Below are 22,094 nucleotides of genomic sequence, written 5' to 3'. Positions count from 1 at the left end.
GGGCGTCCCGGACCGGGTCGCCGTCCCGGTGACCGAGTCGGACGACGAGACGCGGGCGCCGGTCGGTCAGGCGCCGTCCGTCGGCTTCCGGGCCTCGATGGCGGCGGAGACGAGGTAGTCGCCGAGGTCGCGGTCGGCGTCCCACTCGCTGATGAACTCGGTGCTGTCGTCCTTGGGCGTTATCTCGATCGCCTCGAAGCCGGCGCCGTCGAGCATCGATTCGAGCGCCTCGACGGTGGCCGCACCGGCGACGCAGCCGGTCAGCGAGTCCGGGTCCCGCTCGACGTCGTCCGGGAAGGGCGCGGTCTGGACGACGTCGGAGACGGCCACGCGACCGCCGGGCTCGAGGACGCGGTAGGCGTCGTCGAACACGGACCGCTTCTCCGGAGCGAGGTTGACGACGCAGTTCGAGATGACGACGTCGACGGTCGCGTCGGCGACGGGGAGGTGGCTGATCTCGCCGAGGCGGAACTCGACGTTGCCGGCGTCGTTCCGCTCGGCGTTCGCCCTGGCCTTCGAGACCATCTCCGGCGTCATGTCGACGCCGATGACGCGCCCCTCCGTCCCGACCTCCCGCGCGGCGAGGAAGCAGTCGAACCCCGCGCCGGAGCCGAGGTCGAGCACGGTCTCGCCGGGCGTCATCTCCGCGAAGGCCTTCGGATTCCCGCAGCCGAGGCCGAGGTCGGCGCCGTCGGCGACGGCGGCGACGTCGTCCGCGTCGTAGCCGAGGCGCTCGCTCCCGGTCGCGGCAGCGTCGCCGTCACAGCAGCCGTCGTCGGCGACGCCGCCGTCGCAGCAGCCGTCGTCGGTGGCGTCGACGCCGACCTCGTCGGAACCGTCCCGACCGCCCGACGCGATCCGGCCGTAGCGCTCGCGCACCATCTCGCGGATCGCCTCGGGGTCCCGGTCGGCCGGCGCCTCGGCGTCGTTACTCATCGGTCCCCCGCACGTCGTCGAGCGTTTCGAGGAGCGCCGCGGCCGTCTCGGTCAGGTCGTAGTACCGCCACGACCCCTCCTTTCGTCGCGTCACCAGCCCCGCGTCGCGGAGCCGCGAGAGCGCTTGGCTGACGGCGCTCTGACTGACGCCGACCCCGGCTTCGAGGTCGCAGACGCAGACGCCGCCGTCGTCGCTCGCGATCAGGCGGAGCAGCTCGTATCGCGTGTCGTTCCCCATCGCGGTCAGGACCCGGAGGTCCGTCGCCGTCGCCGCCGGGTCGGCGCCGTCGAGCGACGCGCAGCAGCCGTCGGTCTCGTCTCCCGTCTCGTCGGCGGTCACGCCGTTCACCATATTAGCAATACATTATACAACCAAATACTAATACGTTTCCCAAACCGCGGTTCGCGACCGGGAGAGACGGGGACGCCCGTCGCGACCGCCGCGACGCGATTCGGGAACCGGTTCTCCGGATCACGCCGACCGATCCCGCGGAAAGCGGGTGAGCGATGGGGCCCGCGCGTCACTCGCCGCCGACCGTCGTCGTCACCCGAAACGTCTCCGGGGGGTTGAGGATGCCGGCGACGGTCACCATCGAGTGAACGACGGTGATCAGGGAGGCGCGTCGCGCTCTCGAAACGCCGCCACACCCGGCGATCGCACACACTGCGCCCGCCGCCGCACGTAGTTTTTTGAAATCCGACTCCTCACATTGGTTATGGCCACACCTGGCGAGTTTGGTGAGTTCGGTGGTCGTCACGTTCCCGAACCGCTCGAAGAACCGCTGGCCGAGTTAGCGGCCGCGTACGAGGACGCGATCGGTGACGAGGAGTTCATGGCCGAGCTCCGGCATCTCCTCGAACACTTCGCCGGTCGTCCGACGCCGGTGTTTCACGCGGAAACGCTGAGCGAGCGATACGGCGCCGACATCTACCTCAAACACGAGGACCTCCTCCACGGCGGGGCCCACAAGCTCAACAACACGCTCGGACAGGCCCTGTTGGCCAAGCGAGCCGGGAAAGAGCGGCTGATCGCCGAGACGGGGGCCGGCCAACACGGCACCGCGACCGCGATGGTCGGCGCCCTCCTCGACCTGGACACGACGGTGTACATGGGCCGCCACGACATGCGGCGACAGGAGATGAACGTCTTCCGGATGCGGCTGATGGGCGCCGACGTGGAGCCGGTCGAGCGCGGCAACGAGGGGCTCGCGGAGGCCGTCGACGCCGCCTTAGAGGACTTCGCCGCCAACGTCGACTCGACCCACTACCTCGTCGGGAGCGTCGTCGGTCCCGACCCGTTCCCGCGGATGGTGCGCGAGTTCCAGTCCGTCATCGGCACCGAGGCGCGCGAACAGATCCGAGAGCTGCACGGGTCGCTCCCCGACGCGTGCGTGGCGTGCGTCGGCGGCGGGTCGAACTCGATCGGGCTCTGGCACGCGTTCAAGGACGACGACGTCAAGTTCTACGGCGCCGAGCCGGGCGGGATCGACGACGAGAACCACTCGGCGCCCCTCTCGAAGACGGAACAGGACGAGCCGCGGATCTTCCAGGGGATGAAGACGAAGACGATCGGCGACGACACCCAGAACCACTCCGTGTCGGCCGGTCTCGACTACCCGGCCATCGGGCCGGAACACGCGGCGCTACAGGAGATGGGCCGCGCCGAGTACCACGCCGTCTCCGACGACGAGGCGCTGGCCGCGTTCCGCGAGCTGAGCGAGGCCGAGGGGATCATCCCGGCCCTGGAGCCGGCGCACGCCCTCGCGCTGGCCGCCAAGCTCGCCGAGGACGACCGCCACGACACGCTGCTGGTCAACCTCTGCGGCCGCGGCGACAAGGACATGCAGACGGCCGCCGAGCACTTCGACCTCGCGGACTGAGTCGGGGCGACGCGACGGGAGCGCGCGTCGGCGCTCACAGCTCTTTTTCGAAGTGAACGAGCTCGTACGCGCCGGCGACGGAGCGGGCCGCCTCTTCGTAGCCGTGCGCGCGGTAGAACTCGAGGGCCGCCGCCTGCCGAGTCGACGTCGTGGCGAGCAGGGTCTCGAAGTCGGCGGCGGCCGCGCGGCGTTCGAGCTCGCGGAGGAGGGCCCGACCGTACCCGCGTCGCTGGTACGGGGGAGCGACGCGCATCCGATGGAGCTCGGCCGCGCCGGGTCGGTCTCGCTCCTCGCCGTGGCCGGCGCGGTTCGGGAGGTAACCGCCCATCGCCGCGAGCGTGCCGTCGCGGGTGGCGAGACCGGTCTCGGACGCCTCGGCGGCGTCGGCCGCGGCGTCGGTTGAGCTGTCCGCGGGACCCGTCAGGCCGTTCGTGGGGGCGGCCGGGCCGTCCGAGGGATCGGTCGCGTCGACGACGCCGACGACGAACTCGCCCCCGGCGTCGAGGTACGACGCCTCGACCGCGCTCAGGTCGTCCGTGCCGGGAACGTCGGTCGGGTCGACGCCGGCGTCCCTGAGCGCCCACTCGTGGAGGGCCCACACGGCCGCTTCGTCCCGCGGATCGTACGTCCGGAGCCGCAATCCAGCCGTCACTACGTGCGACGGTACTCGCGCGTCGGCTTGAACATACGGGTCTCCGTCGAACTCCCCGACCGACGACTGACACCGAGCCAATCCCGACCGGTGCAGGGGGCTCGCGGACGGGTCCCGACCGCAGGCGCTCGATGCAACAGACTTTCCGTCTGGCACCTCTCGTGTTCGTATGACGATAGAGACCGGCGATTCTGTGACGCTCGAGTACACTGGGCGGCTCGACGACGAGACTGTGTTCGACACCTCTCGGCAGTCCGTCGCCGAGGAGACGGGCCTCGCCGAGGCCCAGCCCGATCGAGAGTACGCGCCGCTCACGGTCGAAATCGGCGACGAACAGGTCATCGAGGGGATGGAGGAGGGACTCATCGGCCTCGAGGCCGGGGAGACGGACACCCTGACCATCCCGCCGGAGAAGGCCTACGGCGAGCCAACCGACGAGAATATTCAGACGTTCGACACCGACGAGCTCCGCGAGATGCTCGGAGGCCAGACGCCCGAGGAGGGCTCGTATCTCGAGGCTCAGAACGGCCGTCAGGGCGAGGTCGTCCACGTCGACGATGAGGTCGTCCGAGTGGACTTCAACCCGCGCCTCGCCGGGGAAACGCTGACGTTCGACGTCGAAATCGTCGACGTCAACTGATCCCGAACGGAGGCGTCTCCGGCGGTCGACGGGAGCGGCGGCGAGCGAGGGACGATGGCCCGGTCGGACTTCTCGGGCTTCTCGGGCTTCGGCGGAACCGGCCCGAGATGCGGGCGCCGCGTAATCAGCCGTTTAATACGTCTCGTACTCGGAGAGCCGGCCGGCCGGGCGAGAAGAGACGCGCGGCTCTCGCGAGGTCTCGCTTCGGGCGGCGTCGCGCCCGGTTTTGACGGACGCGGGTCGCTCGGGACGGCCTTCCGACCTGACAACGAAGCATAGAATGCGGTTATCCCCGACAGCGACGTAGCTCTCTCCGGAGTACTGATACCCAAATGATAGACACCCGTCCGGTCCTCTGCAGGCGGTGCGGCGGTCCGACCGACGTCACCGACGTGGTCGTGAGACATTCCCCGTCCGATCCGCTGGTCGTCTCCGAGTGCGCCGGCTGTGGCGCGATAGTCGGCGTCGGCGCCCATCGGTAGCCCTCAGGAGTCTCGGTGTCGTCGGACGCGCCGCTCGTCTCGGCGCGGAGGCGACCGGTCCGGCTGCGTCGTCCCGCCGAGACGAGCGGCGGCCCGGGGGTCAGAACGAGGTCTCGTCCGACTCGACGGCGGCGCGCCCGCGGTCGTCGTACCCCTTTCGACCGACGGCGTCCTCCGGGAGCAGCGAGGTGACGAACTCCTCCAGCTCGGCCTCGGACCGGAAGGCGTCCGGCTCGTCGTCGACCACGTCGAGGATCTCCGGAAGCGGCATCGTCTCGCCGTTCGCGAACTCGACGACGCCGTCGTCGCACTCCTCGACGACGGTGTCGTACGTGACGGGGTACTGGCAGTCGCAGACGTCGGTCATCGCCGCTTCCACGTCCATGTTTATTTTTCGTGATGAATACTGAAAAGGCTGGTGCCGGCGGCGCTCGCCGGCGATCGCGGTCGGTGGTCGTGTACCGTGTGCCGTTCGGTGGTCGCGGAACGCGTACCGGGCGGCGGCCTGACGGGAGCGGCGAGATGGGTGAGGGCCTCCGCGGGTCGGAGAGTATACGTTGCCGCGCGCCGCAGAACGCTCCATGTCTCCCGCACTGCGGTGTTACCGATGTGGAGATCGCTACCGGGACCCGCTCCGCGTCCGTTGCGACTGCGGAGAGCCGCTCTGGTTCGAGCCCGACGCGGCGGCGTTCGGCTGGGAGGACTGCCGGGCGTACGACGGCGCGTGGCGGTACGAGCCGCTCTTGCCGATCGACCGGCCCGAGGGCGTCGCTCGCGCCGCGGGCGGCACCCCGCTGGTCAGGAGCGAGGGCCTCGACGACGCCGCGGGCTGTCGCGTGTACGTCAAAGACGAGGGCGAACACCCGACCGGCGCGTACAAGGACCGGGGCAGCGCCGCGGCCGTCCCGCACGCGGTCGCCGCGGCGGACGGCGCCGTCGGAACCGTCTCGTACGGCAACATGGCGATGAGCACCGCCGCCCACGCCGCGAGCCTCGACAGGGAGTGCGTCGTCCTCGTTCCCGACGACATCTCCCCGGTCCGACTCGAGCTCATCGGCCAGTACGAGCCGACGATCGTGCGCGTCGACGGCGACTACGGGGCCCTCTACGGCGACGCGCTCGACCTCTCCGACGAACTCCCGGTCCGGTTCCTCGTCAGCGACGCCCCGGCTCGGATAAGCGGATACGCGACCGCGATGTTCGAGATCTGCGAGGCGTTCGCCCCCGACGCGCCCGACGCGGTCGTCCTGCCGACGAGCTCCGGCGGGTTCGCCTCGGGGCTCTGGCGCGGGATCCGCGACCTCGAGGCCGCCGGACTCCTCGACGACCCCCCGCGGCTGTGCCTCGTCCAGACCGCCGCATCAGACCCGATAACGCGGGCGTTCGAGTCGGGCGCGACCGACCCGACGCCCATCGCGCCCGACGAGACCGGCGAGACGATCGCTCACTCGATCGGGAACCCGGACCCGCCGAGCGGCGGTCGCGCGCTCGCCGCGGTCCGCGACACCGCCGGCGCCGTCGTCTCCGTCGACGACGACGAGATACGAGCCGCGCAGCGGCGGTTCGCGGTCGACGGCGGGTTCTGCGTCGAGCCGGCGTCGGCGGCGTCGCTCGCGGGCGCGACCCGGCTGTCGGAGCGCGGCGAGATCGACGACGACGACGCCGTCGTCCTCGTTCCGACCGGGACGGGGTTCAAAGAGCTCGGGACCGGCGACGCGTCGGTGGCGACCGAGCGGACGAACCGGTCGTCGCTCCCGGAACGGCTCGCCTCGCTGTTCGGCGCCTCTTGACGGCGTCCGCGACGACCGCCGTGTGACGTCCGTCGACGGGCGGGCCGCACCTTCTCAACTCGACCCGTGACGTCGTCGGAGCGTTCGGAGGCGCTCGGACTGACCGGGCGGTTCACCGAGCGAATGTCCGCCTCGATATCGAATACGGCGGACGGCCCGCAATCTATCGAATGCGACCGTTCGAACCGGGACGTCCCGGTTCGCCCACCGTTCTGACAAGCGGGGAGAACGGCGCTTTCAGGCCTCCAGAAGGCGTTTTTACTGTGAACTTACCATGGTTTCAGCACCGTCCTGAACGCGTGTTATTCTCTCTTTTATTAATAAACATATTATATGAAATATCCAATGGAGGGCCGAAATCGGAACTGCACACGGCCCGATCAGTAGGCAAAATGTAATCTACCTAATCGCTTCTTGAATATTATTGTCGGACTCATAACAATGATAGATTGCTTTGTCAATATGTCTGATGCTCCTCAGACGGAACCGGCCTGTCGCCGTGTGCGCGGCGGCCTGTGACGCGCGTCCACGTCCGAAGGCAAATCGGCGGAGGAGGCACAGCGACGAAACGACGCTATCGAGAACGGAGACGAGATCGCAGTGAGCGCGTCCGCAACCACCCGGTTCTTCGCGGTCGCGTTCTCCGTGCTGATGCTGGTCTCGGCCATGGGGGCCGGGATGATCGGCGGGGCCGGCGTCGCACAGGCGCAGGAGGGCGGCGAAGTCATTTATCAGGCGAACGCCGGCGGCGGCTTCTCTACCAGTGACGGGAGCTGGAGCACGCTGAGCGATTATCAAGTCGCCGGAGAAGACGAGACGTCCTCCCACGGCCAGCCGAGCTCGATAGACAGTTCGGTACCCAGCGGGACGCCCGATCAGATATGGGACACCGAACGCTGGGACCCGAGCGGCGGTGAGGAGATGCAGTACGAGTTCGATGTCCCAGACGGGCAACAAGTAGAGGTGCGCCTGTACTTCTACGACGGATGCACCTGTACCGACGCCGTGGGCGAGCGCGTCTTCGACGTCTCGATAGAGGACCAGACCGTCCTTGACGACTTCGACATCATCGACACGTACGGCGACCAGACCGGCGCGATGGAGTCGTTCACCGTGACGAGCGACGGCACGATCGACGTCGACTTCGCACACGTCACCGAGAACCCGCAGATAAACGCGATCCAGATCGTCTCGGCCGAACCGCAGCCCGACACGCTCGGCGGGCCGTCGAGCACCGACTTCGGGGCGGTCGTCACAGGCAACTCCGCGACCGAGCAGGTCACTGTGACCAACCTCGGCGGCGAGAACGACCCGGGCATCGACATCACGGACGTCTCGGTAACGGGCGCGGACGCGAGCGAGTTCACTACGGGGGCGCCGTCGCAGACGGCCCTCGCGCCCGGTGAGTCCGCGGACATCCCGGTGACGTTCGCCCCAACGAGTGTCGATCCGAAGAGTGCGGTGCTCGAGGTGACTCACACCGGGAGCAACTCACCGCTCTCGGTCGACCTCTCCGGCGAGGGCGTGAGTGACGTTCCCGTCGGGTTCGGGAGCAGCGAACTCGATCTCTCCGGAGTCAGCGTCGACAGTATCAACAACCCGACCTCGGTGCAGTTCGGTCCCGACGGGCGACTGTACGTCTCCCAGCAGAACGGGATCATCTACGCGTTCGAGATCCAGCGCAACGGAGCCAACGACTACGAGGCGACGTCCGCCGAGACGATCGCAACGATCAAAAACGACGTTCCGAACCACAACGACGACGGCGCATACAACTCCCAAGATATCCGGCAAGTAACCGGGATTACGGTCACCGGAACGGCCGACCAGCCGGTCATCTACGTGTCGTCGAGCGACTGGCGGATCGCGACGGGGAACACGAATCCCCCGTCTGACAGTCTCGACACGAACTCCGGTGTCATCTCCAAGCTGACACAGACGAGCTCGGGATGGGACCACACGATGCTCGTGCGCGGGCTCCCGCGCTCGGAGGAGAACCACGCCCCGAACGGGTTGGCGCTCGACGAACAGAACGGGGTACTGTACCTCGCGGAGGGCGGCCACACGAACATGGGGACGCCCTCGAACTTCTTCTCGGAGATCCCCGAGTACGCGTACTCGGGTGCGATCCTCTCGATAGACCTCTCGGAGGTCGAGTCGATGGACGAGAAGAACGCCTCGAACACGGACGTCCCGTACAAGTACGACTTGCCGACGCTGGCGCCCGGTCAGACCCCGACCGACGGGCCGTACGGTGGGCTTGACGGCGACAACATGGCCGTGCTTGAACAGGGCAGTCCCGTTCAGATCCACGCCCCTGGTTTCCGGAACCCGTACGACGTCCACCTGACCGAGGACGGTCAGCTGTACAGCGTCGACAACGGGCCGAACGGCGGGCTCGGCGGGCCGCCAACGCAGACCTGTACGGACGTGAGCCAGAACAGCGGGACGACGTACAGCGACAACCTGCACTACATCTCCGGAGAGGGATACTACGCCGGCCATCCCAACCCGGTTCGGGCGAACTCCGAATACTTCCCGGGCGCAGTCTACGACGGATACGACGGTTCGGGCGAGTGTGACTACCTCGTGCCGGGTCAGGAGGACGGCGCGCTGGCGACGTTCGGCGCGTCGACGAACGGCCTGACCGAGTACACGGCGTCGAACTTCGGCGGCGCGATGCAGGGCGACCTGCTGACCTCGAGTTTCGACGGGAACGTCTACCGCATGCAACGCAACGCCCAGGGTGACGACCTGACGGAGGCCCCGACGCCGCTCCTGTCGAGCGGCGGGACGCTCGACGTGACCGTTCAGGGTGACGACGGTCAGTTGCCCGGCACGGTGTGGTCGGCCGAGCGGACGGACAACGCGATTCAGGTCTTCGAGCCGAACGACTACGAAGACGATCCGACGCAGTGCGACGCGAGCGACCCCGACGGCGACGCCGACGGTGACGGCTACACCAACGGCGACGAGCAGGCCGTCGGGACGGACCCGTGTTCCGCCGGGTCCGTGCCCGACGATTACGACGACGACGGCAATCCGGACCAGTTGGACGACGACGACGACAACGACGGGCTCTCCGACAGCGAGGACTCGTTCGCGCTCGACCCGGACAACGGGAACAGCACGCAGCTCCCGGTGGAGCTGGACTTCAGCTCGACCGACACGTTCGCCAACACGATCCCGGCGACGTCGGGCGGGACCGACGGTCTCGGCTTCACCGGCCTGATGACGAACGGGCAGGATAACTACTCGGACCTGTACAACCCGGATAACGTCTTCGCGGGCGGACAAGCGAACCTCCTGAGCGTCGATGAGGTCCCGCAGGGCGACGCGTATCAGGACCAGAACGACCAGCAGTACGCGTTCCAGTTCGGCGCGAACACGAGCGACGTGAACGAGCCGTTCACGGTCCACACGACAGTCGCCGGGTTCCCAGAGAACCCCGAGTCAGCCCAGTCGGCGGGCATGTTCATCGGGAACGGTGACCAAGACAACTACCTCAAGTTCGTCGTCTCGGCCACCGATGGAACCGGCGGCGTCGAGTTGGCGAACGAGAGCGGCGGGTCGTTCACCAACATCGCACAGCCGAACGACGCGAGCGTCACCGGGTCGGAGACGGCGACCGACCTCTTCCTGACTGTCGATCCGACGACCGATCCGTCACCAGGCAACGGCGTCGACGAGTACGAGGTCACGGCCTCGTACGCAGTCAACGGCAGCGAAGAGCAGACGGTCGGCACGACGGCGGCACCGGCCGCTTGGTTCACCGACAGCGATCAAGGCCTCGCCACGGGCGTCATCAGCACGTCCAACTTCGCGTCGTCGACGTTCTCGGCGACGTGGGACCAGCTTTCGGTCCAGAGCGTCGACAGCGGCGACGACAACACCGCACCGACGGTCGAAGCTATCAGCGACCAGTCGATCGTCAGTGGAGAGAACGTCAACGTCTCGGTAAGCGCGTCCGACGACGACGGCGACTCGGTGTCGCTGTCGCTGAGCCAGTCGCCCGACTTCGTGACGCTCGCGGACGGCGAGATAAGCATCGATCCGCAGTCGGGCGATGCCGCGGACTCGCCGTACACGGTCGAGGTCACGGTCGACGACGGCACCGACACGGCCACCGAGAGCTTTGAGCTCGCGGTCGATACGGCCACGTCGACCACGGCCGGTACGGCACTTGCACGTGCGAACGCCGGTGGGTCTACCATTCAGGCTACCGACAGCGGTCTCAACTGGACTGGCGTCACGGGCGTGACCACCGACGGCCCGCTCGTCTCCGTCTCCGGCACCACGGGCAACTACGACGACGGCGACGACGTGACACCGGGCAGCGAGGTACCGTCGAGCACTCCCCCAGAGGTCTACAACGCCGAACGATACGGCAATATGACCTGGGAGTTCGACGTGCCGGCCGACTCCGAGGTCGAGGTCCGGCTCTACCTCGCCAGCCAGTGCGCGTGCACGAACGAACCTGGCACGCGTCAGTACAACGTCTCCGTCGAGGGCGATCAAGTGCTGACGGAGTACGATCCGGTCCAAGACGTCGGCCACGCCAACGGGACGGTGAAGGCGTTCACCGCCACCGAGAACGGCGACGGGAACGTCACGGTCACCTTCACCGAGGGAGTGATCGAGAATCCGCAGGTCAACGCGATCGAGATCGTCGACGTCGAAGATGCGAACACGGCGCCAGCGATCGACGCCATCTCGAACCAGACCGTCACCGAGGGCGACACGGCGACCGTTCCGGTCAACGTCTCCGACGCCGACGGCGACTCCGTGTCGCTGTCGCTGAGCCAGTCGCCCGACTTCGTGACGCTCGCGGACGGCGAGATCAGCATTGACCCGCAGTCGGGTGATGCCGCGAACTCGCCGTACGCGATCGAAGTGACGGCCGACGACGGCACCGACACGACCACCGAGTCGTTCCAAGTGACCGTCGAGGAGCCGGCGCCGACCGCCGATGTCGTCTATCGAGTCAACGCCGGTGGTGCCGAGGTCTCGGCGACCGACGCCGGACCGAACTGGAGCGCCGACACGGACGCCAGTCCGTCCCAGTACGTGAACTTCGACGGCGACAACGGACTGCAGACCTACAGCACGCAGGACGCGATTACGCTGAACGATTCGGTGCCGTCGGGCACCCCGACGTCGCTGTTCCAGACCGAACGCTGGGACGCCGACACGGACGACTCGACGACCGACGACACCGAGATGCAGTGGTCGTTCCCGGCACAGCAGGGCGAGACCTACGAGGTCCGGCTCTACTTCGCAGAGATCGCGTTCGAGTCCGGATCTAGTAGCCTTCCCCGGACGTTCGACGTGACCGCTGAGGGCGAGACAGAGCTGAACGACTACAACATCATCCAGCAGTACGGCCACGACACTGGGGCCGTAGAGACATTCACCGTCACGCCGTCTGACGGGACGATCGATCTCGAATTCCTGCACGAGCAGGAGAACCCGAAGGTCAACGCGATCGAGATCGTCGGTCCCGAGCCGCCAACGCCGGAGCCTGAGACGTCGGCCGACGTGGAACTCACGCCCGGAAGCGGTATCGAAACGAGCACCTATGGTAGCGGCTCCTACCAGGTCACCAACACCGGCGAGACGAACATCACGACGCTCCGGGTGGACCTCAACGAGACGGTCCTGCCGGACATGGTGTTCGATCCGTTCAACACCGCGGGCGACAACGTCGGCAAGGAGTTCACGCTCGACGGCGGCGACGTCGCCGTCGAGAACGTCGAGTACGCGAACTTCCACAACGGAGAGAACAACAGCGCCGGCTACGACAGTCTGATCGTCACGCTCTCGGGCTTCGAGCCGAGCGAGACGATGTCGTTCTCCATCGACAACGACCCGACCAGCATCAGTAGCACCACGCTCGGTTCGCAGGCCGCGGGCCCGGTCTCCGGACTCGAACTCGTCGGCGGAACTGTCAGCGTGGGTGACGGCGCGACCGCCGACAACGAGGCGACGCTGGTCGGCGACGGCAGCCCCGGCGGGTCGCAGGCGACGGTGATGAACGATACTGACGAGTCGCCGCCGACCATCGGTGTCGACGGCGTCTCGCCGTCCGCGATATCGCTGTCCGACCGGCACACTGCGGCGACGGTCACCGACGAGAACCAGACGGTCAGTATCTCGGACGCGCCCGCGAACGCGAACGTGACGCTCCTCCGCGTCGAGGGCGAACTGAACCTCTCGAACGTTCCCGACCCGTACGATATCGAGGCGTACGAGGCGAACAAAGCGGTCGACGTCGAGTACTACTCGGCGACGACCGACGACACCGGCGCGGCCACGGTGAACGTCACGCTGACGAACTCCACGGCGGAAGGCGGCCTGAACTACTTCGTCGCCGCCGTCGAGGAACCGAACGGCGACACCGGGCCCACCTCGGACTACGTGGTGCTCGAGCTCTCGGAGGAGCCCGAGAACACGGCCCCGACGGTCGGATCGATCACCGACAAAGGCGTCACCGAAGGCGAGTCGCTTACCGTCGACGTACCGGCGTCCGACGCGGACGGCGACGCGCTCGACCTGTCCGTCAACGGACCGTCGTTCGTCACCCTCGACGACCAGAACGACACGCTCACTGTCGCGCCCAGTGACGACGCGGTCGGCACGTACGACGTGACCGTCACCGCCGACGACGGGAACGCGACCGCGAGCGAGTCGTTCGCGGTGTACGTCGACGAACCCGACCAGAACGGGACGGTCGTCGCGGCGGCCAACGCCGGCGGTAGCAACTACACCGCCACCGACGGGACCGTGTACGCCGCAAGTGGGGACAGCAACGTGTTCACCGGCGGCTCGACGTACAGCGTTGATCAGTCCATCGCAGGGACTGAGGACGACACGCTGTACCAGACTGAGCTGTACGGTGGCGGCGACGGCAGCAGCGCCACGGCGCCGAACGTCGCCGTTCCCGTTCCGGAGAACGGGACCTACGAAGTGACGCTCCAGTTCGCTGAGATCTACCAAGGCGTTTCCGGCAGCGACTCGCCGGACTCGTCAACGCCGCCCACCGACGGGACGAACGAGAACGACCGGCTGTTCAGCGCGACCGTTGAGGGCCAGCAGGTCCTCACGGAGTACGACATCTACTCCGAGGTCGGCCCGCTGACGGCCACCGACAAGACCTACACGGTCGAAGTGACCGACGGCACGCTGAACGTCGACTTCGCGGTGACCAACGACAACGCGAAAATCAGCGCGGTGAAAGTCGAGCGGATCGACGACGGGCCGGGGCCGGTGAACGGCTTCGAGAACGCGCCGACCGACCCCGACGGCGACGGCCTCTACGAGGACGTCAACGGCGACGGTAACCTAACTGGAGCCGACGTGACCGCGCTGTTCAACGCCATCAGCAGCGGAGACGACGCGGTCGTGGAGAATCCCGAGGCGTTCGACTTCAACGAAGACGGCTCCGTCTCGGGTGCGGACGTGACCGTACTGTTCGAGGAGGTGAGCAGCTCTGACTGACGGATCCCGCGCGAAACGGGGGGACCTGATCAGTCCCGCCGGGAACGCCGTGACCGGGGAATGCGACTCCAGAGGCCGACCCCTGACCCGAGTTCGCGGCAGTGCAGACGCACCGATCCCGCGGCGTAGATCGCGGACGAGCCAACGGCCCAACAAACAATGAACACAACCAGCATACGAAGCACACTAAACCGTAGCACTGTCGCACTGGTGGCGCTGCTGATGGTCCTCGGGACCGTCAGCGGCGTCGCCGTCGCGGCTGGCACCACGGACATCGCGGTATCGCCAGCGGAGAGCACACTCGCGCCAGGTGAGACGACGGAGGTGACCGTCGCTCTCTCGAGCGCTGACGGTGGTGTCGGCTCCGTCGACCTCAGAGTCGAGACCAGTGATGCGTCGGTCGTTACTATCAAAGACGTGACGGTCGAGGCGGACGCCGCCTTCCAGAACGTCCGGGGCGACCAGACTGGCCAGAACATCAACTTCGCCGCTGCATCGACCCAGAACGACACCGGTGAGGTCGTTTTCCTCACTGTCACCGTCGAGGCGGTGGCCGAGGGGACAGCTAACATCGACGTCGTTGGCAACCCCGAAGACGCCGTCAACGGCGTCGCTGTCGGAGATGAGGCCGGCGGCAGCTACACAATCGACAACATCGGCAGCGCGGCCCTCACTGTTGAGGGAGCGAACGAGCAGCCAACCGCAGACGCCGGCGCTGACCAGACCGTCGACGAGGGCGATGAGGTCACACTGGACGCGTCTGGTTCATCGGACCCCGACGGTGACAGCCTCTCGTACGTGTGGTCGGAGACTACGAGCTCCGGTGTAACGCTTGACGACGACACCTCGGCGACGCCGAGTTTCACCGCACCCGACGTGGAGAGCGAGACGACGCTCAATTTCGAGGTTGAGGTCTCCGATGGCAGTGCGACCGACGTCGACTCGGTGAACGTCACCGTCCAACCGGTCAACGAGGAACCGGCGGCGTCGTTCAGCTTCAACCCGGACTCACCCGAGGTTAGTGAGCAGGTGAGTTTCAACGCCTCCGATTCGAACGACCCCGACGGCTCCATCGCGAGCTACGAGTGGGACTTCGGTGACGGCGATACCGCCCAAGGCGAGACGACGACGCACACCTTCGACTCGGCTGGCGACTTCGAGGTGACACTCAACGTTACCGACGACGACGGTGCGACGGCCCAGACCACGCAGACGGTCTCCGTCAGTGAGGCGCCCGATCCGGCGAACTTCCAGGTGTCGAACCTGAACGCGCCGGACAGCGCGACGCAGGGAGACAACATCACCGTCTCCGCTGACGTGACCAACGACGGCGACGAGGAGGCCACGAAGACGGTCCAGTTCCGACTTGACGTCGACGATGACGGCTTCGATAACGATGACGACGTCGTCCTCTCTCAGGAAGTCGAGTTAGATCCCGAGCAGTCGACGACCGTCGAATTCACTGACATCGACACGAGCGGGCTCGACGCCGGGGACTACACGCACGGCGTGGTCACCGACGACGACTCCGCGACCGCGACGATCAGTATCAACGAGGAGCCGACCGCTTCCGAAACGTCGGTGAGCCTCTCACCGGAGAGCTCCGAAGTCGTGGTCGATCGCAACGAGACCTACGACGTGGTCGTCGATAACGCCGACGGCGGTGTCGGCGCGTACGAACTCACGGTCTCGCTCGACAACTCGTCGGTGGCTTCCGTCACGGACGTCGAACTCGGCGGAGGCCCAGACGCGAAAACCCAGAACGTGACGTTCGCCGACGACGGCTCGTCGGTGACGGTCTCGGCCGCGCTCGTGAACACCAGTGACACGGGAAGCGTCACCATCGCATCGGTCACCGTCGAAGGTGTGGCCGAAGGATCGAGCGACCTGTCCGTCGACGTTCAGGCGCTCGGGAACGAGAACGGCGATAGTTACACCGTCACCGACGAGAACGGCGCGTCGATCTCTGTCGTCGAGATTCCGCCCGTCGGTGACTTCCAGAATTCGCCGACCGACCCTGACGACGACGGTCTCTACGAGGACGTCAACGGCGACGGCCAGTTCGACATCGTCGACGTCCAGGCGCTGTTCGCCAACCTCGACGACGAGACGATCGAGAACTACCCGGACGCGTTCGACTTCAACGGCGACGGTACCGTCGACGTCGTCGACGTGCAGAAGCTGTTCACGGAGGTGCCTGACCAATGAGTGTCACAGAGATCGGAACGACGATTGAGGCGCAGAGCACGGCCGTTATCGCGGTGATAGCGTTGCTTGCGACCGCCGGGATCGCCGGGGCTGCCCTGGCGGTCGGCCCGGACGCGGGCCTCCAGATGGGGGCGGCACAGCAGGAGAATCCGCTCGAGACGGGGGTGAGCCTCGAGCCGAGCAGCGCGACCGTCACGAGCGGTGAGACGACGACGTACGACGTGGTCGTCGACACCGCCAACGGGGGTGTCGGTGCGTACACCTTCACGGTCAGCATCGACGATCCGAGCGTCGCCTCGGTCTCGGAAGTCGCCGTCGGCGGGAATCCGAGCGAAGCGACGACCGAGGTCTCGATCGCGGCGGACGGCTCCTCGGCCGACGTGACGGCCGCGCTCGCGAACACCAGCGACACGGGGAGCGTCACCGTCGCGACGGTCACTATTCAGGGGGACGCCGCGGAGACCAGCGACGTCGACCTGTCCGTCGACGCGCTTGGCACCGAAGCCGGCCAATCGTACACCGTCACGGAGGTGACCGGCGCCTCGATCACCGTCGAGGCCGACGAGCCGGAGCCGGAGCCAGACCCGGAACCCGAACCGGAGCCGGCCAGCTTCCAGGTGTCGAACCTCGACGCGCCGGACAATGCCACACAGGGCGACGCGATCGACGTCTCCGCCGACGTCACCAACGACGGCGATGAAGAGGACACCCAGACGGTGGAGTTCCGCCTCGATCTCGACGGTGACGGCTCGCTTGACGGCGACGAGGCGCTCGCCGACCGGGAAGTGACGCTGGACGGCGACGAGACGCAGACGGTCGCGCTCGAGGACATCAACACGAGCGGTCTCGACGCCGGAGACTACGCCCACGGCGTCGTCACCGACGACGACTCCGCGACCGCGACGATCACCATCGAAGTCGCCGACGACGGTGACGACGGAGATGACGGTGCGGACGACGGTGACGACGGTGACGACGGAGATGACGGTGCGGACGACGGTGACGACGGAGACGACGGAGATGACGGTGCGGACGACGGTGACGACGGTGACGACGGCGACGACGGCGACGACGGTGACGACGGTGACGAAACGGTTCGGGAGACCGCGGTGAGCCTCCAGCCGTCAGACTCGACGGTTACCGTCGGCGAGACGACGACGTACGACGTGGTCGTCGATAACGCCGACGGCGGTGTCGGTGCGTACGACTTCGATATCACGGTCGACGACCCGTCGGTGGCTTCCGTTACGGATCTCGAGTTCGGCGGAGACCCGTCCGCGGAAACCAGTAACGCGACGTTCGCCGACGACGGCTCGTCGGTGTCGGTCTCGGCCGCGCTCGCGAACACCAGTGACACGGGAAGTGTCACCATCGCGACGGCCACCGTCACCGGAGATGCTCCCGGAACGAGCGGATTATCGCTCGCGGTCGACGCACTCGGCACCGAAGACGGCGAGCCGTACACCGTGACCGAGACGACGGACGCCTCGATCACGGTCGAGTCTGATGACGGCGACGACGGTGACGCTGGCGACGGGGACGATGATGACGGTGATACAGACGACGGTGATGACGGTGATGGTACCGACGACGGCGACGATGACGATGCGGGCGACGACGATGGTGCCGACGACGGTGACGACGGTGACGCTGGTGACGGCGACGGTGATGGCGGTGATACAGACGACGGCGACGGTGCCGACGACGGTGACGATGGCGAGGACGCCGACGATGGCGATGCGGGCGACGATGGCGATGCGGGCGACGGCGACGGTGATGACGGTGATGGTGCCGACGACGGCGACGACGAAACCGTCTACTGGCAAGTTGACTTCAGCGAGGGTGAGGATCCGCCGACGCCGCCCTCGTACTGGCCGAACGATGTGATGTCGGGGCTCGGTAACTCCGAGGATGGGGTTACGGAAAACCCCTCACTCCGTAGACAAGAATCGGACGGACAGCTCGGCGACGTCAACATCGTCGACAACGAGTTCAAATTCGATGACGAGGGGAACCCGACGGAAGTCACGGTCAAATTCGAACTCGAAGAAGACGCCGAAGCGCGGGACCTGCACCTCGCAGCGTTTACGCTTCCGGGACCGTTCGACGAAGATGAAATCGACGAACAAGAGCTGTTCGAAGCCACCAGCGGGACCTACGAAGGAGGTGATACGGGAGAGCTAACGGTATCGATCCCGCAAGAGGACGGGGACGAGGACGGCTGATCGCGACGGCCGCCTCCGAACGAATTTTTAGCCGAAAACGGATCGAGGACCCTTCCTCAGCGAGTGGCGAGAGAGGAAGGAGCGAAGGCGGCGCGCTGAGAGAGGACGTCGACGGTTTCACCAACGCTGCGGTATCGAATTGACGGACTGCGGGGGGAAGTCGACCGCGTACGTGTTCCGCATTGACCGATCCGGACGCACGCCCCACAGCTGACCCGTATGCGAGAACGGCATCTCCTATTCGGCGGTCCTCGCCGGCTCGTCAGCGACTGGACGTTTCGACGGGGTCGAACCAACCGGTCCCTACGCCACGAGCTCTTCGATCAGTTCACGCGCTCCACCGGACGGCCGCGTCGCTCTCAACCGAGGACTCCCAAGCGAAGTACGGGTACAACTTCTCGGATCGTAGCACCGAGGCCGCCGGCGAGGTCCAGGCGATCTACAACCGCCAGCCGTTCCCCGACGGAACGGAGCCGGCCGACATCCGGACGCGCGACGAGATCGCCAATGAACGCTACGGCCACGACTTCGACGACGTGAGCCGCGAGACGACGATCGAGATCCAGAACGACCACGACGCGCAGTTCGAGCTGGATAACTAGCCCCGCGATCTTGTTTTTATTCGAACGCCAGGGGATCGAACGGGGTCGCCCGCTCCCAGTAGCGGTCGAATCGGTCGGTCGCCCACTCCCGGACGGGTGCGGATCCAGTGCTCAACGACGCCGTCGTCCTCGTTCCGACCGGAGCGGGATTCAAAGAGCTCGGGACCGGCGACGCGTCGGTGGCGACCGAGCGGACGAACCGGTCGTCGCTCCCGGAACGGCTCGCCTCGCTGCTCGGCGCCCGCTGATCCCGACGGCGGAGAATCTCCGCGTCCGCTTATCTCGTCGCGGTACGAACGCCGACTGATGAGACTCACACCCGGATCGAAAACGGGGTCGGTTCGACCGCACGCGCTCCTGTATCCGCTGGGCGTCTGGGCGGCGATGGCTGTCGTCGCCGTCGCCAACGGCGTCTTCCGAGAAGTCTTCTTCATTCCCCGCATCGGCGACTACCCCGGACACGTGGCGAGCACCGCGCTCCTCGTCGCCGCGATACTCCTCGTCTCGTTCGCCTACTTCTCGCGGACGCCGATCGAGTACGGACGGACCGAACGCATCGGTGTCGGCGTTCTCTGGACGACGCTCACCGTCGGCTTCGAGTTCGTCGTCGGGTACGCGGAAGGGACGCCCGTCTCGGTCACGCTCGGGCAGTACGACGTGCTCGCGGGGCAGGTCTGGATCGCCGTTCCGATCGCGCTGCTCGTCTCCCCGCTGCTGTTCGGACGGTATTTGGCTCGCTGACGCCTCGTGTCCCCGACAGTCGAGGGATGTCGGAAGCGGCGAGCGGTCACTCGGTCCGGATCCACCCGAGCGTGTCGCCGATCTCGAACGTGTCGTCCTCGGCCACGACGACCTCGTCGAGCGTCCCGGCCACGGGCGCGGGGACGTCGACGCTCACCTTCTCGACCTGTATCTCACAGAGCGTGTCGCCCGCCTCGACCGACCGGCCCTCGCGGGCGAACCAGTCGACGAGGATGCCCTCGGTCTCGTCGACGTCCGCTTCCCAGTCGCCGGTCGCGCGGACCGCGACCCGCATCCCGGTGCTGCCGTCGGCCGCCAGTCGTCGCTCGCTCATTCCGCGGACAGGACCGCTCGAACGCGCTCCTCGATATCGCCCGCGTCCGGGATCACCTCGTCCTCCATCGGACGGGCGTACGGGATCGGGACGTCCGGGACGGCCACTCGCTCCACGGCGTCGAGCGCGCCGAGGTCGCGGTCGGCGACGCTCGCGACGACCTCTCCGGTGACGCCGAACGACCGGTAGTCCTCGTCGACGACGACGAGCCGCCCGGTCTTCCGGACCGACTCGAGGACGGTGTCGATGTCGAGCGGAACCAGCGTCCGGAGGTCGACGACCTCCACGTCGACGCCCGCCGCCGCGAGCGACTCCGCCGCGTCGAGCGCGCGGTGGACGTGGAGCCCGAGCGTGACCACGGTGACGTCGGCGCCCTCGCGCTTGACGTCCGCCGACCCGAAGGGAATGGTGTAGTCCGTCTCTGGGACCGGCGTCTTCGGGCCGTCGGGCGCCGGCATCCAGCCGATCCCCATCAGCCGCTTGTGGAACAGGTACATCACCGGGTCGTCGTCGCGGATCGCGTTGTGCATCAACCCCTTCGCGTCGTAGGCGGTCGACGGCACGACGACCTTCAGCCCGGGGACGTGCGCGAACGTCCCGTACAGGGTCTGCGAGTGCTGGGCCGCGTCGTTGTACGTCCCGCCGACGGCGGCCGTGAGCACGAGCGGCACGTTCACGTTGCCGCCGCTCATGTAGGTGTTCTTCGCGAGCTGGTTGTAGATCTGGTCCATCGCGACGCCGAAGAAGTCCGCGAACATCAGCTCCGCGACGGGCCGCATCCCCTCCTGCGCGGCGCCGACCGCCGCCCCGAGGTACGCGGTCTCGCTGATCGGTACGTCCATGATCCGGTCGCGGCCGAACTCGTCGAGCAGCCCCTGCGTGCTGTCGAAGATGCCGCCGTAGTCGGCGACGTCCTCGCCCATGTAGAACACCTCCTCGTTCTCGCGCATCTCGTGGGCGATCGACTCGACCATCGCGCGGCTCATCGTCAGCTCGCGGTCGACGACGCCCTCCGTCTCACTCATCGCCGTTCACCTCCGCGAGCTCGAACTCCGGTTCGTCCGTCGTCACGCCCGAGGGCGGGTTCACGAACACGTCCTCGTAGGCGTCCTCGGGCTCCGGCTGCGGCTGTTCTTTCGCCCACGCGATCGCCTCTTCGACCCGCGCTTCCGCGTCGTCGCGGACCGCCGCGAGTCCGTCGTCGTCGACGCCGTGGTCCCGCAGCGCCGACTCCATCCTGTCGATCGAGTCGCGAGCGAGCGCCGCCTCCTCGTCGTCCTCGGACCGGTACGTCTGCGGGTCGCCCATGAAGTGGCCCATCCGGCGGTGGACCTGCACCTCCAGGAGCGTGGGTCCGTTTCGGTCCCGAGCGCGCCCGACCGCCTCGCCCGCCGCCTCGTAGACAGCGAGCGCGTCGTCACGGTCGACGCGGACGCCGGGCATGTCGAACCCGGCCGCCCGCTTCGAGCCGTCCTCCACGTCGGTGACGCGCTCTTTCGGCATGCTGATCGCCCAGTCGTTGTCCTCGACGACGAAGACGACCGGCAGGTCGCGGACGCTCGCGAAGTTCAGCGACTCGAGGAACGCCCCCTGGTCGATCGCCCCCTCGCCGAGGAACGCGACCGCGACGGCGTCCTCGTTCCGCTTTTTCGCCGCCAACGCCGCCCCGGCCGCCGGCGGACATCCCTCGGCGATGATCCCGCTACACGCGAAGTTCACGTCGGGGTCGAACAGGTGCATGTGACCGCCCTTCCCCTTGCCGAGACCGGTCTTCCGGCCGAATATCTCGGCGGTCATTCGCTTCAGATCGACGCCCTTCGCGATGGCGACGTGGTGCGGTCGGTGTGGCGCCGTCACGGTGTCGTCCGACCGGAGATGGTGACAAACGCCCACAGCGGCCGCTTCCTGGCCCGCCGCGAGGTGGAGTTCGCCGGGGATCGGTCCCGCGGAGATGTCGAACGCCGGCTGTTTCCCCTTCAGGTACTCCTCCTGGAGGCGTTCCTCGTAGTACCGCGCCGTTACCATGTCGGCGTACAGCTCGCGCATCTTGCCTACTGATACCATGCCACAGTAATGTACACGGTTAATAATACTAGATACTTCGGGT

At 67.0% G+C, this 22,094-nt stretch carries 17 protein-coding genes; 9 read left to right on the top strand and 8 right to left on the bottom strand.

Going from position 1 to position 22,094, the window contains the following annotated elements:
- Nucleotides 1–66: 66 nt before the first annotated feature.
- From arsM to DJ74_RS19020, 3 genes are all read right to left on the bottom strand, one after another.
- Entirely contained in the window at nt 67–936 is an 870-nt protein-coding gene (gene arsM, locus DJ74_RS03330; RefSeq protein WP_094526354.1) for an arsenite methyltransferase, read from the bottom strand.
- Complete coding sequence (locus DJ74_RS03325; protein WP_094526353.1) at nt 929–1,288, bottom strand: helix-turn-helix transcriptional regulator; 360 nt, start codon at nt 1,286–1,288, stop codon at nt 929–931. Before DJ74_RS03325 ends, arsM begins: the two co-directional genes overlap by 8 nt.
- A gap of 169 nt (nt 1,289–1,457) precedes the next feature.
- Nucleotides 1,458–1,601: a hypothetical protein gene (locus tag DJ74_RS19020; protein ID WP_176451299.1), complete on the bottom strand. Its 144-nt coding sequence runs from the start codon at nt 1,599–1,601 to the stop codon at nt 1,458–1,460.
- Nucleotides 1,602–1,652: 51 nt separating this feature from the next.
- Between DJ74_RS19020 and trpB the strand changes: the two genes are divergently transcribed.
- Nucleotides 1,653–2,816 carry a tryptophan synthase subunit beta gene (gene trpB, locus DJ74_RS03320; protein WP_094522129.1) on the top strand — a complete coding sequence of 388 codons (1,164 nt, stop codon included), beginning with the start codon at nt 1,653–1,655 and terminating at the stop codon, nt 2,814–2,816.
- 34 nt (nt 2,817–2,850) lie between these two features.
- Here the strand turns inward: trpB and DJ74_RS03315 are convergent, their stop codons facing one another.
- Entirely contained in the window at nt 2,851–3,468 is a 618-nt protein-coding gene (locus DJ74_RS03315) for a GNAT family N-acetyltransferase (RefSeq protein ID WP_094526352.1), read from the bottom strand.
- Between the two features lie 193 nt (nt 3,469–3,661).
- On the opposite strand from DJ74_RS03315, the gene DJ74_RS03310 reads away from it, so the two are divergent.
- A complete protein-coding gene (locus DJ74_RS03310; RefSeq protein WP_249269046.1) occupies nt 3,662–4,108 on the top strand; it encodes a peptidylprolyl isomerase in 447 nt (148 codons plus the stop codon).
- 582 nt (nt 4,109–4,690) lie between these two features.
- Here DJ74_RS03310 and DJ74_RS03305 read toward each other — a convergent pair.
- Complete coding sequence (locus DJ74_RS03305) at nt 4,691–4,975, bottom strand: hypothetical protein (RefSeq protein ID WP_094522126.1); 285 nt, start codon at nt 4,973–4,975, stop codon at nt 4,691–4,693.
- A 196-nt stretch (nt 4,976–5,171) separates the two neighbouring features.
- Here DJ74_RS03305 and DJ74_RS03300 point away from each other — a divergent pair, with 196 nt between their 5' ends.
- From DJ74_RS03300 to DJ74_RS03275, 7 genes are all read left to right on the top strand, one after another.
- Nucleotides 5,172–6,380, top strand: coding sequence for a pyridoxal-phosphate dependent enzyme (locus tag DJ74_RS03300; RefSeq protein WP_094526351.1), 1,209 nt, complete (start codon nt 5,172–5,174; stop codon nt 6,378–6,380).
- Between the two features lie 600 nt (nt 6,381–6,980).
- Nucleotides 6,981–13,877 carry a malectin domain-containing carbohydrate-binding protein gene (locus DJ74_RS03295; RefSeq protein ID WP_094526350.1) on the top strand — a complete coding sequence of 2,299 codons (6,897 nt, stop codon included), beginning with the start codon at nt 6,981–6,983 and terminating at the stop codon, nt 13,875–13,877.
- Nucleotides 13,878–14,099: 222 nt separating this feature from the next.
- Nucleotides 14,100–16,085, top strand: coding sequence for a PKD domain-containing protein (locus tag DJ74_RS03290; RefSeq protein WP_176451301.1), 1,986 nt, complete (start codon nt 14,100–14,102; stop codon nt 16,083–16,085).
- Nucleotides 16,082–18,310 carry a cohesin domain-containing protein gene (locus DJ74_RS03285; protein WP_094526348.1) on the top strand — a complete coding sequence of 743 codons (2,229 nt, stop codon included), beginning with the start codon at nt 16,082–16,084 and terminating at the stop codon, nt 18,308–18,310. The genes DJ74_RS03290 and DJ74_RS03285 overlap by 4 nt, the downstream gene beginning before the upstream one ends.
- 182 nt (nt 18,311–18,492) lie before the next feature.
- On the top strand, nt 18,493–18,912 hold the full coding sequence (locus DJ74_RS03280; protein WP_094526347.1) for a hypothetical protein: 420 nt from the start codon (nt 18,493–18,495) through the stop codon (nt 18,910–18,912).
- A gap of 107 nt (nt 18,913–19,019) precedes the next feature.
- Nucleotides 19,020–19,160 (top strand): hypothetical protein, encoded by a 141-nt coding sequence (locus DJ74_RS18560; protein WP_254922129.1) that lies wholly within the window; start codon nt 19,020–19,022, stop codon nt 19,158–19,160.
- A gap of 58 nt (nt 19,161–19,218) precedes the next feature.
- Nucleotides 19,219–19,653: a hypothetical protein gene (locus DJ74_RS03275; RefSeq protein WP_094526346.1), complete on the top strand. Its 435-nt coding sequence runs from the start codon at nt 19,219–19,221 to the stop codon at nt 19,651–19,653.
- Between the two features lie 46 nt (nt 19,654–19,699).
- On the opposite strand, the gene DJ74_RS03270 is transcribed toward DJ74_RS03275, so the two are convergent.
- Genes DJ74_RS03270 through DJ74_RS03260 form a run of 3 tightly spaced genes read right to left on the bottom strand, consistent with a single transcriptional unit; the run spans nt 19,700 to nt 22,051 of the window.
- On the bottom strand, nt 19,700–19,987 hold the full coding sequence (locus tag DJ74_RS03270; protein WP_094526345.1) for a lipoyl domain-containing protein: 288 nt from the start codon (nt 19,985–19,987) through the stop codon (nt 19,700–19,702).
- Complete coding sequence (locus tag DJ74_RS03265; protein ID WP_094522122.1) at nt 19,984–21,012, bottom strand: alpha-ketoacid dehydrogenase subunit beta; 1,029 nt, start codon at nt 21,010–21,012, stop codon at nt 19,984–19,986. The genes DJ74_RS03270 and DJ74_RS03265 overlap by 4 nt, the downstream gene beginning before the upstream one ends.
- On the bottom strand, nt 21,005–22,051 hold the full coding sequence (locus DJ74_RS03260; protein ID WP_176451300.1) for a thiamine pyrophosphate-dependent dehydrogenase E1 component subunit alpha: 1,047 nt from the start codon (nt 22,049–22,051) through the stop codon (nt 21,005–21,007). The genes DJ74_RS03265 and DJ74_RS03260 overlap by 8 nt, the downstream gene beginning before the upstream one ends.
- Nucleotides 22,052–22,094 lie beyond the last annotated feature (43 nt).

The sequence above is a fragment of the Halorubrum sp. Ea8 genome (assembly GCF_002252925.1).
Taxonomy (GTDB): Archaea; Halobacteriota; Halobacteria; order Halobacteriales; family Haloferacaceae; genus Halorubrum.
This window is presented reverse-complemented; position numbering and strand designations above follow the sequence as displayed.